This window comes from Cellvibrio sp. 25HG11W-0, from assembly GCF_057815475.1.
On sequence record NZ_CM174230.1, the window covers coordinates 4,671,287 to 4,686,152 of the forward strand.

17 protein-coding genes are annotated in these 14,866 nt (G+C 46.0%); 5 read left to right on the forward strand and 12 right to left on the reverse strand.

Going from position 1 to position 14,866, the window contains the following annotated elements; translation table 11 throughout:
- Nucleotide 1: 1 nt before the first annotated feature.
- The 10 genes from AC0KUT_RS19595 to AC0KUT_RS19640 form a co-directional block, all read right to left on the reverse strand.
- Nucleotides 2-412, reverse strand: a complete 411-nt coding sequence (locus AC0KUT_RS19595; RefSeq protein ID WP_488832199.1) for a GPW/gp25 family protein — start codon at nucleotides 410-412, stop codon at nucleotides 2-4.
- A gap of 8 nt (nucleotides 413-420) precedes the next feature.
- Nucleotides 421-711 (reverse strand): PAAR domain-containing protein, encoded by a 291-nt coding sequence (locus AC0KUT_RS19600; RefSeq protein ID WP_488832201.1) that lies wholly within the window; start codon nucleotides 709-711, stop codon nucleotides 421-423.
- A 16-nt stretch (nucleotides 712-727) separates the two neighbouring features.
- Complete coding sequence (gene vgrG / locus AC0KUT_RS19605) at nucleotides 728-2,518, reverse strand: type VI secretion system tip protein VgrG (protein ID WP_488832203.1); 1,791 nt, start codon at nucleotides 2,516-2,518, stop codon at nucleotides 728-730.
- 4 nt (nucleotides 2,519-2,522) lie between these two features.
- Complete coding sequence (locus tag AC0KUT_RS19610; RefSeq protein WP_488832205.1) at nucleotides 2,523-3,203, reverse strand: CIS tube protein; 681 nt, start codon at nucleotides 3,201-3,203, stop codon at nucleotides 2,523-2,525.
- Between the two features lie 3 nt (nucleotides 3,204-3,206).
- Nucleotides 3,207-3,374, reverse strand: coding sequence for a DUF5908 family protein (locus tag AC0KUT_RS19615; protein ID WP_488832207.1), 168 nt, complete (start codon nucleotides 3,372-3,374; stop codon nucleotides 3,207-3,209).
- Between the two features lie 36 nt (nucleotides 3,375-3,410).
- Nucleotides 3,411-3,848, reverse strand: a complete 438-nt coding sequence (locus AC0KUT_RS19620) for a phage tail protein (protein ID WP_488832209.1) — start codon at nucleotides 3,846-3,848, stop codon at nucleotides 3,411-3,413.
- Nucleotides 3,849-3,869: 21 nt separating this feature from the next.
- Entirely contained in the window at nucleotides 3,870-4,358 is a 489-nt protein-coding gene (locus tag AC0KUT_RS19625) for a phage tail protein (protein WP_488832211.1), read from the reverse strand.
- A 134-nt stretch (nucleotides 4,359-4,492) separates the two neighbouring features.
- Nucleotides 4,493-6,139 (reverse strand): phage tail sheath family protein, encoded by a 1,647-nt coding sequence (locus AC0KUT_RS19630; protein ID WP_488832212.1) that lies wholly within the window; start codon nucleotides 6,137-6,139, stop codon nucleotides 4,493-4,495.
- A gap of 17 nt (nucleotides 6,140-6,156) precedes the next feature.
- On the reverse strand, nucleotides 6,157-6,969 hold the full coding sequence (locus AC0KUT_RS19635) for a hypothetical protein (RefSeq protein ID WP_488832213.1): 813 nt from the start codon (nucleotides 6,967-6,969) through the stop codon (nucleotides 6,157-6,159).
- Between the two features lie 90 nt (nucleotides 6,970-7,059).
- Entirely contained in the window at nucleotides 7,060-7,632 is a 573-nt protein-coding gene (locus AC0KUT_RS19640; RefSeq protein ID WP_488832215.1) for a Pvc16 family protein, read from the reverse strand.
- Between the two features lie 426 nt (nucleotides 7,633-8,058).
- On the opposite strand from AC0KUT_RS19640, the gene AC0KUT_RS19645 reads away from it, so the two are divergent.
- The 5 genes from AC0KUT_RS19645 (at nucleotide 8,059) to AC0KUT_RS19665 (ending at nucleotide 12,390) form a co-directional block, all read left to right on the forward strand.
- Nucleotides 8,059-8,403 (forward strand): metalloregulator ArsR/SmtB family transcription factor, encoded by a 345-nt coding sequence (locus AC0KUT_RS19645; protein WP_488832217.1) that lies wholly within the window; start codon nucleotides 8,059-8,061, stop codon nucleotides 8,401-8,403.
- Between the two features lie 76 nt (nucleotides 8,404-8,479).
- Nucleotides 8,480-9,481 carry an ArsJ-associated glyceraldehyde-3-phosphate dehydrogenase gene (locus tag AC0KUT_RS19650; RefSeq protein WP_488832219.1) on the forward strand — a complete coding sequence of 334 codons (1,002 nt, stop codon included), beginning with the start codon at nucleotides 8,480-8,482 and terminating at the stop codon, nucleotides 9,479-9,481.
- Between the two features lie 65 nt (nucleotides 9,482-9,546).
- Nucleotides 9,547-10,770, forward strand: a complete 1,224-nt coding sequence (gene arsJ, locus AC0KUT_RS19655; RefSeq protein WP_488832220.1) for an organoarsenical effux MFS transporter ArsJ — start codon at nucleotides 9,547-9,549, stop codon at nucleotides 10,768-10,770.
- 42 nt (nucleotides 10,771-10,812) lie between these two features.
- On the forward strand, nucleotides 10,813-11,748 hold the full coding sequence (locus AC0KUT_RS19660; protein WP_488832222.1) for a mechanosensitive ion channel family protein: 936 nt from the start codon (nucleotides 10,813-10,815) through the stop codon (nucleotides 11,746-11,748).
- 9 nt (nucleotides 11,749-11,757) lie between these two features.
- Complete coding sequence (locus AC0KUT_RS19665; protein ID WP_488832223.1) at nucleotides 11,758-12,390, forward strand: cation efflux transmembrane domain-containing protein; 633 nt, start codon at nucleotides 11,758-11,760, stop codon at nucleotides 12,388-12,390.
- A 31-nt stretch (nucleotides 12,391-12,421) separates the two neighbouring features.
- On the opposite strand, the gene AC0KUT_RS19670 is transcribed toward AC0KUT_RS19665, so the two are convergent.
- The gene (locus tag AC0KUT_RS19670; protein ID WP_488832224.1) at nucleotides 12,422-14,077 is read right to left on the reverse strand and encodes a sensor histidine kinase; all 1,656 of its coding nucleotides are present in this window, start codon (nucleotides 14,075-14,077) and stop codon (nucleotides 12,422-12,424) included.
- 83 nt (nucleotides 14,078-14,160) lie between these two features.
- Nucleotides 14,161-14,607, reverse strand: a complete 447-nt coding sequence (locus AC0KUT_RS19675; RefSeq protein ID WP_488832225.1) for a response regulator — start codon at nucleotides 14,605-14,607, stop codon at nucleotides 14,161-14,163.
- Nucleotides 14,608-14,866: the final 259 nt, after the last annotated feature.

Consider the following 14,866-nt stretch of genomic DNA (forward strand, 5'->3'; position numbering starts at 1 on the left):
TTTAGCGCGCAACATTTGTGGCTTCATTAAAGTAAAAGGGATATACGAGATTGTAGCGATTATTGGTGGCGCGCACACGATACGAAATATTGATACTTAATTTTCCTTCCAGTGCATCCATATCTTTAATGGATATATTCTCTACTGTTATCCGCGGCTCAAAAAATAAAATAGCTCGACGAACAACATTCATGATAATGGTGATAGTACTTTCATCAATCGAATCGAACACGTGCAACTTAAGACCGCAACCATAAGTGGGTTGCATAACACGCTCGCCAGGTGCCGTCGCGAGTAAAATCCTGAGGCTCTCCTCTATGTCCTGCTCGGCTCGCACCAGCTCTGCACCTTGGGTATTAAAGCGTGGAGGAAAAGCCCAGCCAGTTCCAAGAAATGATTTATCACTGCTCATCGTTTTTATTAACCACCAATGATCACTGTGGGAAGTCCAAGCACGATATTACCGCCATGAGCCGTGGTATCGCCCATGCGCGCGGCAGGCTTTTTGTTAATCATGACAGTCGCAGAACCCTTAGCAATAGTATCTGGCGGTCCGACACAGACGCACATATCACCGACCACTGCTGCGGGCAAGCTGCCAATCAAAACCGTCGCCACACAAGGCCCACTAATTGGTCCACCTACATGAGGGACTACCCCAGTCACCATAGGACAAACATGCATATCGGTAATCCGTGCTGCGGGTGGCATAATTAAGATCTCCCCATTAATTAATCAGCACCATAGCGCCTTTTATGGTGGTATTGCCTGATGCAGATACTTCCGCAGTAGCATTACCCTTAGCGGTAAAACCTACGTTGGCAGTGTGTGAAATATTAAGGCCCGATGCTTTCACATCGGCCTTGCTGGTGATTTCTACATTGCCAACGGCTTCGAGGGAAATTTTTCCCTTAGCGCTGATACTAATGTCTTTAGGGCTATCGAGACTAATACCACTCGTAGTTAACTCAACCTTATTGTTGGTTTGGTCTTGCAATAGAATCGATTTTCCTTCATCGCTAATCACAACTTTATTATTGGCTGGTGTGATGAGGGTGATGATTTTTTTATCATCATCGTATTCCATTTTTAATTTACTGCGCGTCACTATGGCTTTAATGAAATTATCAGCGGTGAGCTCATAGGGTGGCTTGTGCTTGCTGCTATAGAGGCTACCTAAAATTACTGGGTGGGAAGGATCATCATTCAAAAACCCCAAAATCACCTCATCGCCAATCTCTGGAATAAAAAAACTGCCAAAGCCATTAGAGCCATAGAAATTGCCCAGGCGCGCCCAGACACCATCAGTTTCAGCCTGCATAATGGGAATGGATACCTGCACCTTATATTGTGCCTCTGGATCAGCATCTAATTTTTTTACGATACCAATATGCAAACCATTTATACCCGCACTCATCCCACTCGTGAGCGGCGCTTCTAGCGCGTGGGCTTCCGTAAACCAACTCGCTGCAAGGCCAAATTCAACCGTGGTTATCCAGTTGCCATCTTGCGCACGGTGCATCACGCTACTAACAAAAACATTGCCATTAAATCGATCACCTACAGCATTTAGCGTAATTAGATCACCGGGCTTAACCAGCGCACTTCCCTGAAAGCTCACGCGACCGCGAATGCGCGAAAGTTCAGACTTGGTTTGTTGCGCCTTAGCCCAAGCGGTCAGGCTGCCATTAACAAGAGGAACATCACTTTGCAATTGCAATTTATTCAACGCCAGCACATTTGCCAAGGTAGCGCCGGTAATATTGCCTTGTTTAGTGAGTGCAGCAGATGCAGCATTTTGCTGGGTTATTGCAAGCGTTGCCAAGTCCCAACTACTGGCCTCAACACTTGTGTATTGATTGCGCGCATCTAGCTCGGCCTCGAAGCTGAGCATGTCATTGCCATAGGTAAGCGCTAACACCGGCGCACTCGCACCATCTGGAGCCTTGACGCTTACTTTGCCCGCATCCAAAGTCACTAAGAGGCCATTTACTTCGGCGCGCGCCAACATAAAATCCCAATCGCTCGCATAATATTGCACCAACTCTTTATGCTGGACCGTGGTGACGTCAACCGTGGCAGTAAGCCCTGGGTAATCGTCTATGAGCTGGCGAATAATATCGCTGTCTTTCATATCAATAAAATTGGCATTTTTACGCCCACGCGTCATAGCCAAGGCTTTATCTTTGCATTCTATAATTAAACGCGCATCATTCACTCCGTCAATGGTAATTGCGTGCTTAATAATAATGCCGGTAAAAATATCTTTGAGCTGCTCGCTATAACCTAGTTGAATTTTTATTTCAGTACCTGGCACAAATACATCAGCATCGCTGTGGGGAAAACTTGCAGCAGGCATATCGCCATCACTAAACACCAGTTTTGCCGTGGCAATACGATTAATACTATGAGTAATTTCCAGCGAAACAACTTCAATGGTATTGGCTATAGCTACACCATTTGCCATTACCACAAAACTAAGTATGCCATCACTATCGAGCAGAGGAGATCCGGCCATAGGGCTACACCAAGGGCGGGAAGCGCAACACTTGCCCGGGCTGTAAATTGCGAAATTGCCTTAAATTATTTAAACGTGCCACAGCCAAATAATGCGAGCTATCCTGATAAATTTGAAAGCACAACATAGGCAGTGTGTCACCCGCCTTAACTGCAACAAGATGCGTCAAGTCTGGCGATTGCTGGGCAACTTCCTGATAGGTTTCTTCAGTACTTTTATATTCAAAAAAGGTAAGAGATAATTTCGCGCGCAGCGGTTCGCCGCTCGGCTTGAAGAGAGTGTAATCTATATTGAGCGAATCTAAACGCGCCTGTATTAACAGAGTCCCCCAAGATACCTCAACAACAGGAGGCTCATGGCCGCTACCCTTATAGTCATAGGCAACTTTGCGCAACAATGCGATTTGATCTTTTACTGCTTTACCGCCATTGTCCACTACACCGGTGCCATCGAGAATTAGCTCTTTAAATTCAACCTTATCGGGCTTGGCGCGCGAGAATTTTTTTTCAATACCAGCGCCCATAGCTTTTTTATCAGGCTTCGAATATTCAATCGATGAACTGTATTTATAACCGGAGGGATTAATCATGGCTTCAAAAGGTGTTTCACCTTTATTAACCTTCGCCACGCCTTTCTTTACATCGCAAGGTGAAATTTTAAGTTTTGTTTTAGTGCCGTTAGTCATTGTTTAGCGCTGCCCCCTGTCCCTGAACGACTCACTGATTAAACGACGGCATTCATCCAGCACTTCTTTTTTAATAGCGGCAACTGTTTGTATACTAGAATCTTCTGCGTCGTCATCCCCATCATCAGAGATGCTCGACTTAATAACTAACTGTTTAATTTCTATTGCCATAACAGACGCTGCAGTTGTACGCCAAGCGCACAGAATTTAAAGTTTACGAGTGGAGTAGGTGTAACTTAATACGATTTTTTCAATAGCAATTTCGTTCTTTGTAGAATTAAAGCCTTCCACATCCCACTTAATCGGAAATGCCGCAACGAAATTCCAAGAGCGCACAGGGTTATTTTCTTCATCTAATAAATTAACCGTAATATCCTTGGGGACTATAGCCGCGGAAAAATCACTCTCTAACACTGACTTACACCAAGTAACTAATTGCGAAGAAAGAGGTGCAATACCACGCTTTAATTCGAGATTGCCGCGTTTAATGCCCTTAGGCAATTTATGCACAAATCTATTTTCGCCACCTTCAACCACATCCTCGGTAGATATTTCACTGGTAATACCCGACACTTCCTGAAAGGAAGTGTCGTTGGTTGTATCGCCAAATGATACCGAGAAAGAAAATGCAACAGGCATATTCATCGACGATTACCCTGCAAACGTTTAGCGTTCACCGAGTTTCTTTTTAGAATCGCCACTCGAAATGGTAAGGCCTTCGTGAACAATTTCAATCGTTTCAATCGCCACCTCATTACCTTCGGCTTTTAAGTCCGTAGAGGTAATCTTAGTAGGCCAAGCATTTTGCAGCACCCAAACCATTGTCGCCGTACCCTCTTCATCGAGCAGGCTAATAGTTACCGGTACACGCTCGATACTATTCATTTTAATTTGCGACAACCATTCCCAGAACTTATTGTCGCCTTTAAAGACACCTTTTTTCATGGTGACGTTGCTGTACTTCACCATACCTGGCATTTTAATTACCGAGAATTGTTTGCTGTCACCCGCACGATATTTAATCTCTTCAGACTGAATATCCAAACCACTCACTTCTTGAAATGACATTTTGGTTTTGTTCCACTCAACCTGAAAGTGAAACTTAGGAAGAGGCCATATATTCGCTGACTGTGCTGCGCCGTTTTCATCTGCCATAACTTGTACCTACTATGCAAAAATTTTACGAATTATTTGAACGCAATAATGAAACTGTAGTAATCACTATTACGTCTAATTTAGTTAGCAAACTGAAAAAGCCGTTGAGCAAAAGGCTTTTTCAGATTTCACTCTTAAGATTTTTGTAGCTGTTGCTGAAAGGTGATTTCAATAAACTCAGCAGGGCGACTGAGCGCCACCAGCACAGTTACGCGCAGAATACCTTCAAGAATATCTTCTGCAGTCATGGTTTGACCTAAACCAACATGTACGCTGAAAGCATCACCAGGATTTGCACCCGCCAAACCACCGCGTTTCCAGATATTAGTCAAGAAGTTAGTGATCATACTTTCAATGTTAATCCAGGTACTCGATACGTTCGGCTCAAACACATAAGCTTTAGTCGCCAACTTTATCGACTCTTCAAGCATAATCATGGTGCGACGGACATTCACATAGCGCCAGTCAAGACTATTGCCATCGAGGGTACGCGCGCCCCACACTAATGTACCTTCACCAATAAAAGTACGAATTGCATTGATTGATTTACCCGCCGTATTTACGTTTAAATCTTCTTGTTCTTCGTGCGTAATATTAACCGTAGGCGATGAGACCGCACTCAGGCTAACGTTTGCTGGCGCTTTCCATACACCACGGGTGTTATCCACCATGGTATACACTCCCGCCATGGCAGCACTCGGTGGCAGTAGATTCAGCTTATTTTGAATGCCGGCAAGCACCTTGGTGTAGAGAGGACAAACAGCACTGAGGGTTTTGTGCAATTCATTGTTGGTTGCATTGCTCGCATTCGCACTTGTGCTCAACTTATTAATTTCAGCGATGATGCTTTCTTGTTTCTTTAGAGACACACCGCTTTCACGAACTTCTAACGTCAATAAACTCACGAGTGCAGCAAGACTGTCACTATGAATATTGCGGAAAGACACTTCTGTAATAGGCACAACTGAAGTATTTAGCCAAGGATAATAGGTCGCGCCATACGCAGGGAAATTAGACGCCAGCTGATCACGGAAAATATCAATACATTCATTGTCGCGATTATCGCGGTAGCCAGCAAACACATCTAAAATCGCAAAGCGATTTTTCATGTCGTAACCACAGTGACTGATCATTGCTTGTTGCAACTTGAAGCAATCCGCTTGTGGAAGTGAAACCGCATCGGGAACCACAATCATGGTTGGCTCTTGTTCTTTTTTCAGCAGTTCAAGCGCGCCAGATAATTCGCCCTCTTTAAGGCCATCGCTGTAATTTCCGACTGACACTATGTAGCAAGTACCACCGCCATTTTGGAAGAACATCGCGATACTGCGGAACAATAAGAAATAGCTACCGTCTAGATCTAGGTAATACTTATCATTTTTTCCTACAGAGAAATCTTCTTCGTGCGTAGCAAAAGGATCACTACTTTCATCTTTTGCTGCAATTTGCATCGCAGCCGTACGCGCCGCATTAATAGCGTCGACGACTTTTATTTCTTCTTCACTGGCACCTGCATCCGCGGTGACAGCCACTGCCTCAGGCGCTGCAGCACCTTTGCGCACCACATTAAAAACAGCTGGAGGCGGGCCGCCAAAATAACCGATGAACTCCGCCATAGACGATATACGCCAAGGTTTGTTCAGCAGTGTTTTGCCTTTGTTGTCGGCAAATTCGGTGTAGCCTATAAAGGCGGGAACTGCAGTTGCAACTTCGACTACAGAGTTGGGAAAAGCATCTTTCTCGACGATGTATACACCGGGAGTTTTATATGCGCCAGCCATAGTTTTTCCTTTCAATGCTATTGATTAATATAAATTTCCGCGACGAATACCGAGTGTCCGCTGGAATTCCTACCTTTACCGATCATTTGAACACCCGCATTAGGCAATCGCTTGATCAAGACCTTACCAAAACTTTGCTTATCTTTTAATTGAAATCGCAGATCTGAATTTTCGCTAAGTGGCAGCGGAATTTTCGAGATCAAGGTTTTGCCGTCGTTGGCAGTGGCTTCATTGAGAGCGTCGAAGCCGATGGGTTCCTGAGTACGTAAATCTTCTATGTGTAGCTCTAATTTGGCGAGTTCGCCAAAAAAATAATACTTCCAATGATATTTTCGTGCATACAATTGCACACTATAATCACGGCAAGCTGCAGCCTCGATAAAATCTTGAGGGTTTAGCTGCACATCTACTATCATTATCGGCTTGATAAAGTCATTAACTTTACGCCTTGGCGGCGCCACATCTACCGTTTCTGCCATCAGCATGCTTGAATCATTTGCGATGGTGCCATCAGCTGCGGCCTGAGCTGTCGCGTAATAACGCAACTGAACCTCAGTGTTAGCTTCTGTATTCGCTTCAGTGTAGCTATTAAAATACACATCTTGCGCAAATACCTCAAAACGTAACAGAGGTGCAGTGACTGTAGCCACATTTTTAGCAATATCGCCTACCAAATAAAAGCCTGAACCAGTTTGCTTCAGAATAATTTCATATTCCCGCAACAGACGCGCGCAATGTTGTGTTGGCACAATGGTTAAATTATGACAAAAACCATCAGCAAAATAACTGTGCTTGATATTCAAGCGCATTAGCATCTGATAGTGACCCATTGCCGATCCTATTTTTGAACTGCTTTTATACGGTGCACTGTGTGCCGCTAGCTATGCATACTCGCGGCAACATTTCGCCAATTCATGTTATTAACGCACATCTGATTGCGGCTTCGAGGCCAGCGGGATTTGCGCCACTATATTATCGGGGGTGAGGCTAATCATCCGCACTCGGTAATAAACAGAGGGAAGATACTTTCCACCAAACAAACCCCACATGTTACTTAAATCCTGAATATTTAAATTTTCAATATCTAATACTAGGCGGCCTATACGCGCATCCATATCCGGAGAGGATTGACGATCAAAAATAGAATGTATTTGAAAGTAGCTTATGGCTTTTGAAATAAATTTTAACGATTCAGCATAATTAGCACCGCTAAAGTTTGCAGCTAACATGATATATAAATTGAGATAGAGCGGCTGACTAGAGGCAATACCTCGTCCATCACTACCTGCTACACGCTGGCTGGCACGCTGTGGCACCGTATCTTTTTCGATGTTGGTCAAAAATAAAATTAATTTATTATTAGCATGTGCCGCTGCACTGCCATCAGCCTCAAGCAAGCTGGACACCACCACTATATCTTCCATGAGATTATTCGTGCGCTTGAGGTACGCATTCAGTTGCGTGGCGAGATGGTTGATCGCAGCTTGAATCAATCAGGCCCCCAATATTTTATATTTCAATATTTTTATGTGTGGAATCGCACAGACATATAGATTTACGCGGATCTTAACACAGTTTTTTTGGCTATTTTTCTAGTTTTTACGCTCACCGATTAAATGCAATAACAAATAATGATTTGCGCGCCATAAGGTCGTTTAACGCACCAAAAGCTCACCAATCAAACGCACCCATTTGCTGCATAGCTTCTTTATGCACCACCGAACAACTCTCGCTTACATCTGCGCTATCCGGCTCAATCAATCAACCTCGTCATCCACGAAGCCAGCCGCGTCATTATAGTACCGCTTAAAAAGTAAAAACGATTACGCGCTATTTCACCCAAAGCTATTTACCACATATGGAAATCCATATATCCTGCAACGCACGCTCCCAATAGAAATATAACTCAGCCTATTATTATGCTCACACTAACCCCCGATTTATTTTGCAAAGCGCTTGCGGATGCCACGCGCGCGCGGCTAGTTCTGCTCATGGCACGTGAAGATGAGCTTTGTGTGTGCGAGCTCACCTGCGCCCTCGGTGAAAGCCAACCTAAAATATCGCGCCACTTAGCATTGCTACGCGATGCAGGGCTGCTCTTGGATAGACGCCAAGGCCAGTGGGTTTATTACCGATTAGACCCCCAATTACCTACGTGGGTTAGTCGCTCAATAGAAACTATCTTAAATGCCAATACAGCTTGGTTAAGCGCTGATGTGCAGCGACTTCATAAAATGACAGATAGACCAAATCGCTGTTGTTAGTCTGCTCAATAGGGCTAAACACAATGTAAATGCGTAACGTCAAACATTAAAATTTACCGAACAAGAGCAATCTATTATGACAATTAGAATAGGTATTAACGGCTTTGGCCGCATTGGTCGCTTAGCGTTGCGCGCCGCTTGGCATTTTCCTGAATTTGAATTTGTGCAAATTAATGATCCCATGGGTGATGCTGCCACCTTTGCACATCTGCTTAAATTCGACTCCGTTCAAGGCTGTTGGACGCAGGAAACAAGCGCTACCGATAAAGCCATTTTAATTGACGGCAAATCCATTGCCTTCAGCCGCAACAGCGCTATTGGCGATACCGATTGGTCGAGTTGTGACCTAGTAATTGAAGCCAGCGGTAAAATGCGCGCTACAAAACTGCTGCAAGCTTATTTGGATCAAGGTGTAAAACGTGTGGTAGTGAGTGCACCGGTAAAAGAGCCGAGTGTCGCGAATATTGTGATGGGCGTGAATCAACACATTTTTGACCCCGCCGTGCATCGCATAGTCACCGCCGCCTCTTGCACGACCAATTGCTTAGCGCCAGTTGTGAAAGTGATTCACGAAAATTTGCGTATCAAACACGGCGCCATTACGACGATTCACGATCTTACCAATACTCAATCTATTCTCGATCAACCCCACAAGGATTTGCGCCGCGCGCGCGCATCACACTCTAATTTAATTCCCACTAGCACGGGTTCCGCCACCGCTATCGCGGAAATTTTTCCAGAGTTGCGCGGTCGCCTAAATGGCCATGCGGTGCGAGTGCCGCTCGCAACAGGTTCGCTCACCGACTGTGTGTTTGAGGTAGAGAGAACCACCAGCGCTGAAGAAGTAAATACCCTGCTGAAAACCGCCAGTCAAACCTACCTCAAGGACATTTTAGGTTTTGAGGAGCGGCCCTTAGTCTCGAGCGATTTTTGCGGTAATCCGCTCTCTTCTATTATTGATGCGCTCTCTACTATGGTCATCAACGGCACTCAGGTGAAAATTTACGCCTGGTATGACAACGAATGGGGTTATGCGAATCGCACCGTGGAATTGGCGCGCCTGGTAGGAGCACATTAATTCAAACTCATTAATCTCAGTAACTGTTGGGCATCGCTTCGCTCAGCACCAACCTACGGAATAACATGACGTCGTCATTACGCCAATACGCCATTATTACCGGCAATTACTGGGCCTTTACCCTTACCGATGGCGCCTTGCGCATGTTGGTGGTGTTGCATTTTCATCAGTTGGGTTACAGCCCACTGGCGATTGCTGCGCTGTTTTTGTTTTACGAAATCTTTGGGGTGATCACCAATTTACTGGGCGGTTATTTAGGTGCGCGCATTGGCTTAAATCGCACCATGAATATTGGTTTAGGCCTGCAGATCGGTGCGCTACTTATGTTGGCGGTGCCGACTAGTTTGCTCAGTATTGGGTGGGTGATGGCGGCACAAGCACTCTCGGGTATAGCGAAAGATTTAAATAAGATGAGTGCCAAGAGCGCGATTAAATCGCTCGTATCTGCGCAGAAAAGTGTGTCTATCGACCAACCTAAAACGCAAAACAGCGACAAGCAAAGCAAACTTTTTAAATGGGTAGCGCTGCTCACTGGCTCTAAAAACGCACTTAAGGGCATCGGATTTTTTCTAGGCGGGGTACTTTTGGTTGGACTGGGGTTTCGCGACGCCGTGTTAAGCATGGCGGCCGGACTATTGCTCGTCTGGTGCAGCAGCATCGTTTTGCTACGTAAGGATTTAGGTAAAGCTAAACAAAAACCCAAATTTCGCGAAATATTTTCAAAAAGCCGCGCTATCAATTATTTGTCAGGCGCGCGCCTAGCATTATTTGCAGCGCGCGATGTTTGGTTTGTGGTGGCATTACCGGTATTTCTTAGCAGCCAATTGCAGTGGGATTTTTGGCAGGTTGGAACATTTATGGCGCTCTGGGTTATTGGCTATGGTCTACTGCAGGCTATGGCGCCACTCATGCTCGGCGCTGCGCCCAAGGGAAGATTGGCAATTAGTCTGGCGTGGCTGTTGGCGTTTGCCACTGCCGCTATAGCCATTGCATTAAATTCAAATTTACCGGCGAATAGCGTTGTTATCCTGGGGCTATTATTGTTCGGTGTACTCTTTGCACTCAATTCTGCACTGCACAGCTACCTTATTGTCAGCTACGCTCAAGAAGATGGCGCTTCGCTTGATGTTGGCTTTTATTACATGGCCAACGCACTCGGGCGCCTCATGGGCACTGTCCTTTCTGGTTGGGTTTATCAAACGGCGGGCATAGCAGCTTGCCTGTGGGTTTCCAGCGGTTTGATTGCCGTTGCGGCTTTGATCTCCTTCGGCTTGCCTCGCAAACACTAAGACACTGCAAGTCGCCTATTTAATAATTAGAGATAGCCTGTTATGGATATGCTTATACAATATTGGGAGCAATTGCTTGGCCTGCTCAATCGCAGTTGGTTTTCCATTGGCGAAACCCCTGTAACCTTTGAGCGCGTTGCGTGGTTGCTTGCCATTCTGGTTATCTCTTGGTGGCTGGCGCACTTTGTCGAAAACGGTATTCGCCGTATTACCCACAGCCGCGCCGGCAAATCCATGAGCGAGTCCGGCGTCTATGCCATGGGTCGCATAGTGCGCTATGTCATTTGGATTGTCGGCTCGATTATTGGTTTAAACTTTATCGGGCTGGATATGGGCAGCCTTGCCCTAATGGGCGGCGCCATAGGTGTAGGTATAGGTTTCGGCCTACAAAATATTTTCAGCAATCTCATTTCCGGCATTATTATTTTGCTGGAAAAAACCCTCAAGGTTGGCGACTTCGTGGATTTACAGTCGGGCGTTATGGGCAAGGTAGCCGAGATCAATATGCGCTACACGCGCATCATCACTAACGATGCGGTGGATATTATTGTACCCAACTCTGAGTTCATAAACGGACGCGTGGTCAACTGGACCTACGGCGATAAACTGCGCCGCGTGCAAATTCCTTTTGGCGTTGCCTATGGTACCGACAAAGAAAAAGTGCGCACCGCAGGCCTCACCGCAGCACGCAATGTAGAGTTCACGGTAGAGGATGAGCTTCACAAAGCCGATGTGTGGCTGGTGAATTTCGGCGCGAGCAGTTTAGATTTTCAACTCATCGTCTGGATTGGCGAAGCAGGCGTAAGCTCTCCTGGTAGAGTAAGCGCAGCTTATATGTGGGCGATTGAAACCGAATTGGGTAAAGCCGGCATAGAAATCCCTTTCCCCCAGCGCGATTTACACATGCGCTCAGGAAGATTGCAGGTAGAGCTACTGGACCCTCGCACCGCAAACCATCCTATCAATAAGACCGAGTAGAGAAAGCTAATGAGCGCCCACTGCTGTAATCATGAACCAAATCCAAGTATCGACCCGCGCTACAAACGCGTGCTCTGGATCGCCCTAATACTCAACTTCCTGATGTTTGGGGTAGAGTTGTTTGCCGGTTGGCGCTCTGGTTCACTAGCGCTCCTTGCCGACTCAGTCGATTTTTTTGGCGATGCTGTTAATTACGGCCTGAGTATTTGGGTACTGGCCATGAGCCTTGCAATCCGCGCCAAAGCGGCATTAGTGAAGGCGGCATCTATGGGTTTGTTTGGGTTATGGATACTCGGCAGCGCTATTTGGCGCGTGTTTAACGGCGGGCTGCCCGATGCGCAAACCATGACCCTAATTGGTCTCTTGGCTTTTGCTGTAAATCTATTGGTGGCGTTTTTACTCTATGCCTATCGCAATGGCGACAGCAATATGCGTAGCGTTTGGCTCTGCACGCGCAACGATGCCTTAGGCAATATCGCCGTGGTCATTGCAGCGTTGGGGGTATTTGGCACAGGTACCGCTTGGCCAGACTTAATCGTTGCCAGCTTTATGGCAGGCCTAGCACTGACAGCTGCCGTGCAGGTGTTGCGCCAAGCGCGCGGAGAACTCAGCGTAAACTCGAGTACTTTTCATAAACATTAAATTCGAGTATCGATCACAAGCATTAAGCTGGCTATGTTTCTTGCATTAAACTTTTCACAGATGCTAAATCACGCGGCCACGTAAACGTAAATATAGCGCCTCTAGGTTTGTTGGCGCTCAAACTAATAGTGCCGCCAAATGCTTCTAGCGTTTTTTTAATAATAGCTAGGCCCATGCCACTTCCCTCTACCTGATCTCTCGGCTTTAGAGTTTGAAACATAGTAAATACCTGCTCTGTGTATTTAGGATCTATGCCGGGACCATCGTCTGCCACACTAAACTCAACCTGCGCGTCACGCATAGTCGCACTAAGCGTAATAATCCCTTGTGGCTGATCATGATGTTTGATTGCATTGTTTATTAAATTGCGAAATACCAGACTTAAGGGTGTTTTTAGTGACCGCAGATGCGGAAAGTCACCCACTAGACACAGTTCAAAAGCAGTATCGTTACGACAAAACTCAAACACATCCTGCACTAGCGTCGCTGTATTAATCTCTACTGGTGTCTCGTCCGTACGTCCGGCGCGAGCATAAGCCAGTAAATCATCAAGCAGGTTTTCCATACGATTAATGCGTACGCGCATCAATTTCAAATGCCTGTTTCCCTCTGGGCCCAGCTTGTCAGCCCAGTCCTCCATCAACCAACAGGCGAGCTGATCAATACCATGCAGGGGAGACTTTAGATCATGAGACGCCACATAGGCGAAATTATTGAGCTCAATATTACGTCGCTCTAAGGCCTGAGCGTGAGCTGATAGACTTTCCGCTGCTTTGACACGCATGCTGAGATCCACCACCGAGGCTAAGATCATGGTGCCGGCTTCCGAGTCTATGGGATTAAGTCCTATCTCAATGGGAAACTCATGCCCACTTTTATGTAATCCACGCAGATCCCTACCCAAGCCCATAGGGCGTGACACCGGCCGAGAAAAGAAACCATGACGCAGACCCGGGTGCTGAGCTTGAAACCGTTCGGGGATCAATATTTCTACTGGCTGTCCTATAAGTTCTGCACGAGTGTAACCAAAAATTTTCTCAACCTGGGCATTGGTCAGCTCTATAAGTCCTTCGCTATTCACTAACACCATGGCATTGGGCGCCGACTCTACGACTTGCATAAAACGCTGTTCACTTTTGCGCAGGGCTTCCATACGCGCGGTTTGTTGCGCCGCCCTGAGCACTTCTTGGTTGAGTGTTTCCAACTCTTTATTGGCCGCGGTGAGTTGAACTTCCGTCTGACGGCGCTCAAGAATCTCCTGATGCAGCTTCTCATTCACTTGACCCAGCTCTATATTGACTTCGCGCAATTGGGCTGGGCTGGGCAAAGACAGAGCAAGCGGCACCAATTTAATTAAGAGCAGCGCGGTTACCAGAGATACCACAGCCGTAAAAAGTTTAATTAATCCAGCAACAGCGTAAATAGGAATCCAAACGGTGACAATTTCCATCACATGAGTGACGCCACAACTGATGATAAAAAGCCCAAAGGCTAGAAATATCCAACTGAACGGCAGGTCTTTACGTTTACGAATAAAGTAAAGCAAGGTGAAAGGAATAGAGACATAGGCCAGCGCAATGGCCGCATCTGAGAGCACATTGAGCCAGAGAATATTGGGCCGCCATAAATAGCAGTGACCATGGGGCATAAAGTATTCGATAGCGAAAAATGAGCCGAGATCCAGCATAGGTCACTCCATTGTTTACCAAGAGGCTCAGCGAAAGCCCATTCCACCCGTAAAATTGCTCTAAACACGAGCGCTATTCGAGCCTATAACGGCGCGGGTAATTCAACCACATTGCAATAGAGATTGAGCATATCCATCACCCGTATAAAGCCATCGCTCTTACGCTGTTTGAAAATATAACCCGCCACATTGAGTTTATAGGCCGCCAGCTTGTCTTGCGCATCTTGAGATGTAGTAAAAACAAACACCACCGAGCTGCTCAGCTGAGGGTCCTGCCGCAGCTTGGCAAGCAACTCCAAGCCATTCATGCGCGGCATATTAAGGTCGAGCAAGATTAAATAAGGTGCAGCTACAGTTGCACCATTATGCAAAATTTCCAGTGCTTCAACACCATCGCGGGCACGCACTAAGGGATTGTCTATTTGCAATTTTGCTATAGCTCGCTCTATGCCCATGGCATCCACATCATCATCATCAACTAACAATATGGTGACGGGTTCAATAGAGGAGGGCTGAGAGTACAAATTCATAGGCTATATAAAACTCTATTTCGATTATGCAGAGAGGCATTAATTGCGTAACAAGTTTAGTCTAGCAGCTGAATGACTTCGGGCCACAGGTTTGATTAAGGTGTTTAGCGACTCGCAGTCAGGCACACCAAATATTAACGCATAAAAAACCGACGTATTTACATACGGAGGATTTTCATTAACAAATTATCTAAGTCGTTGTTAATTAACGATTTTTGTCGCATATGCGCACATTTTCGGTTAAGAACTTTTTACGTAC

Bases quoted from the DNA above. Each gene is read 5' to 3' on its own strand.
- AC0KUT_RS19595 (WP_488832199.1), bottom strand. From the start codon at position 412: ATGAGCAGTGATAAATCATTTCTTGGAACTGGCTGGGCTTTTCCTCCA.
- AC0KUT_RS19600 (WP_488832201.1), bottom strand. From the start codon at position 711: ATGCCACCCGCAGCACGGATTACCGATATGCATGTTTGTCCTATGGTG.
- vgrG (WP_488832203.1), bottom strand. From the start codon at position 2,518: ATGGCCGGATCTCCTCTGCTCGATAGTGATGGCATACTTAGTTTTGTG.
- AC0KUT_RS19610 (WP_488832205.1), bottom strand. From the start codon at position 3,203: ATGACTAACGGCACTAAAACAAAACTTAAAATTTCACCTTGCGATGTA.
- AC0KUT_RS19615 (WP_488832207.1), bottom strand. From the start codon at position 3,374: ATGGCAATAGAAATTAAACAGTTAGTTATTAAGTCGAGCATCTCTGAT.
- AC0KUT_RS19620 (WP_488832209.1), bottom strand. From the start codon at position 3,848: ATGAATATGCCTGTTGCATTTTCTTTCTCGGTATCATTTGGCGATACA.
- AC0KUT_RS19625 (WP_488832211.1), bottom strand. From the start codon at position 4,358: ATGGCAGATGAAAACGGCGCAGCACAGTCAGCGAATATATGGCCTCTT.
- AC0KUT_RS19630 (WP_488832212.1), bottom strand. From the start codon at position 6,139: ATGGCTGGCGCATATAAAACTCCCGGTGTATACATCGTCGAGAAAGAT.
- AC0KUT_RS19635 (WP_488832213.1), bottom strand. From the start codon at position 6,969: ATGGGTCACTATCAGATGCTAATGCGCTTGAATATCAAGCACAGTTAT.
- AC0KUT_RS19645 (WP_488832217.1), top strand. From the start codon at position 8,059: ATGCTCACACTAACCCCCGATTTATTTTGCAAAGCGCTTGCGGATGCC.
- AC0KUT_RS19650 (WP_488832219.1), top strand. From the start codon at position 8,480: ATGACAATTAGAATAGGTATTAACGGCTTTGGCCGCATTGGTCGCTTA.
- arsJ (WP_488832220.1), top strand. From the start codon at position 9,547: ATGACGTCGTCATTACGCCAATACGCCATTATTACCGGCAATTACTGG.
- AC0KUT_RS19660 (WP_488832222.1), top strand. From the start codon at position 10,813: ATGGATATGCTTATACAATATTGGGAGCAATTGCTTGGCCTGCTCAAT.
- AC0KUT_RS19665 (WP_488832223.1), top strand. From the start codon at position 11,758: ATGAGCGCCCACTGCTGTAATCATGAACCAAATCCAAGTATCGACCCG.
- AC0KUT_RS19670 (WP_488832224.1), bottom strand. From the start codon at position 14,077: ATGCTGGATCTCGGCTCATTTTTCGCTATCGAATACTTTATGCCCCAT.
- AC0KUT_RS19675 (WP_488832225.1), bottom strand. From the start codon at position 14,607: ATGAATTTGTACTCTCAGCCCTCCTCTATTGAACCCGTCACCATATTG.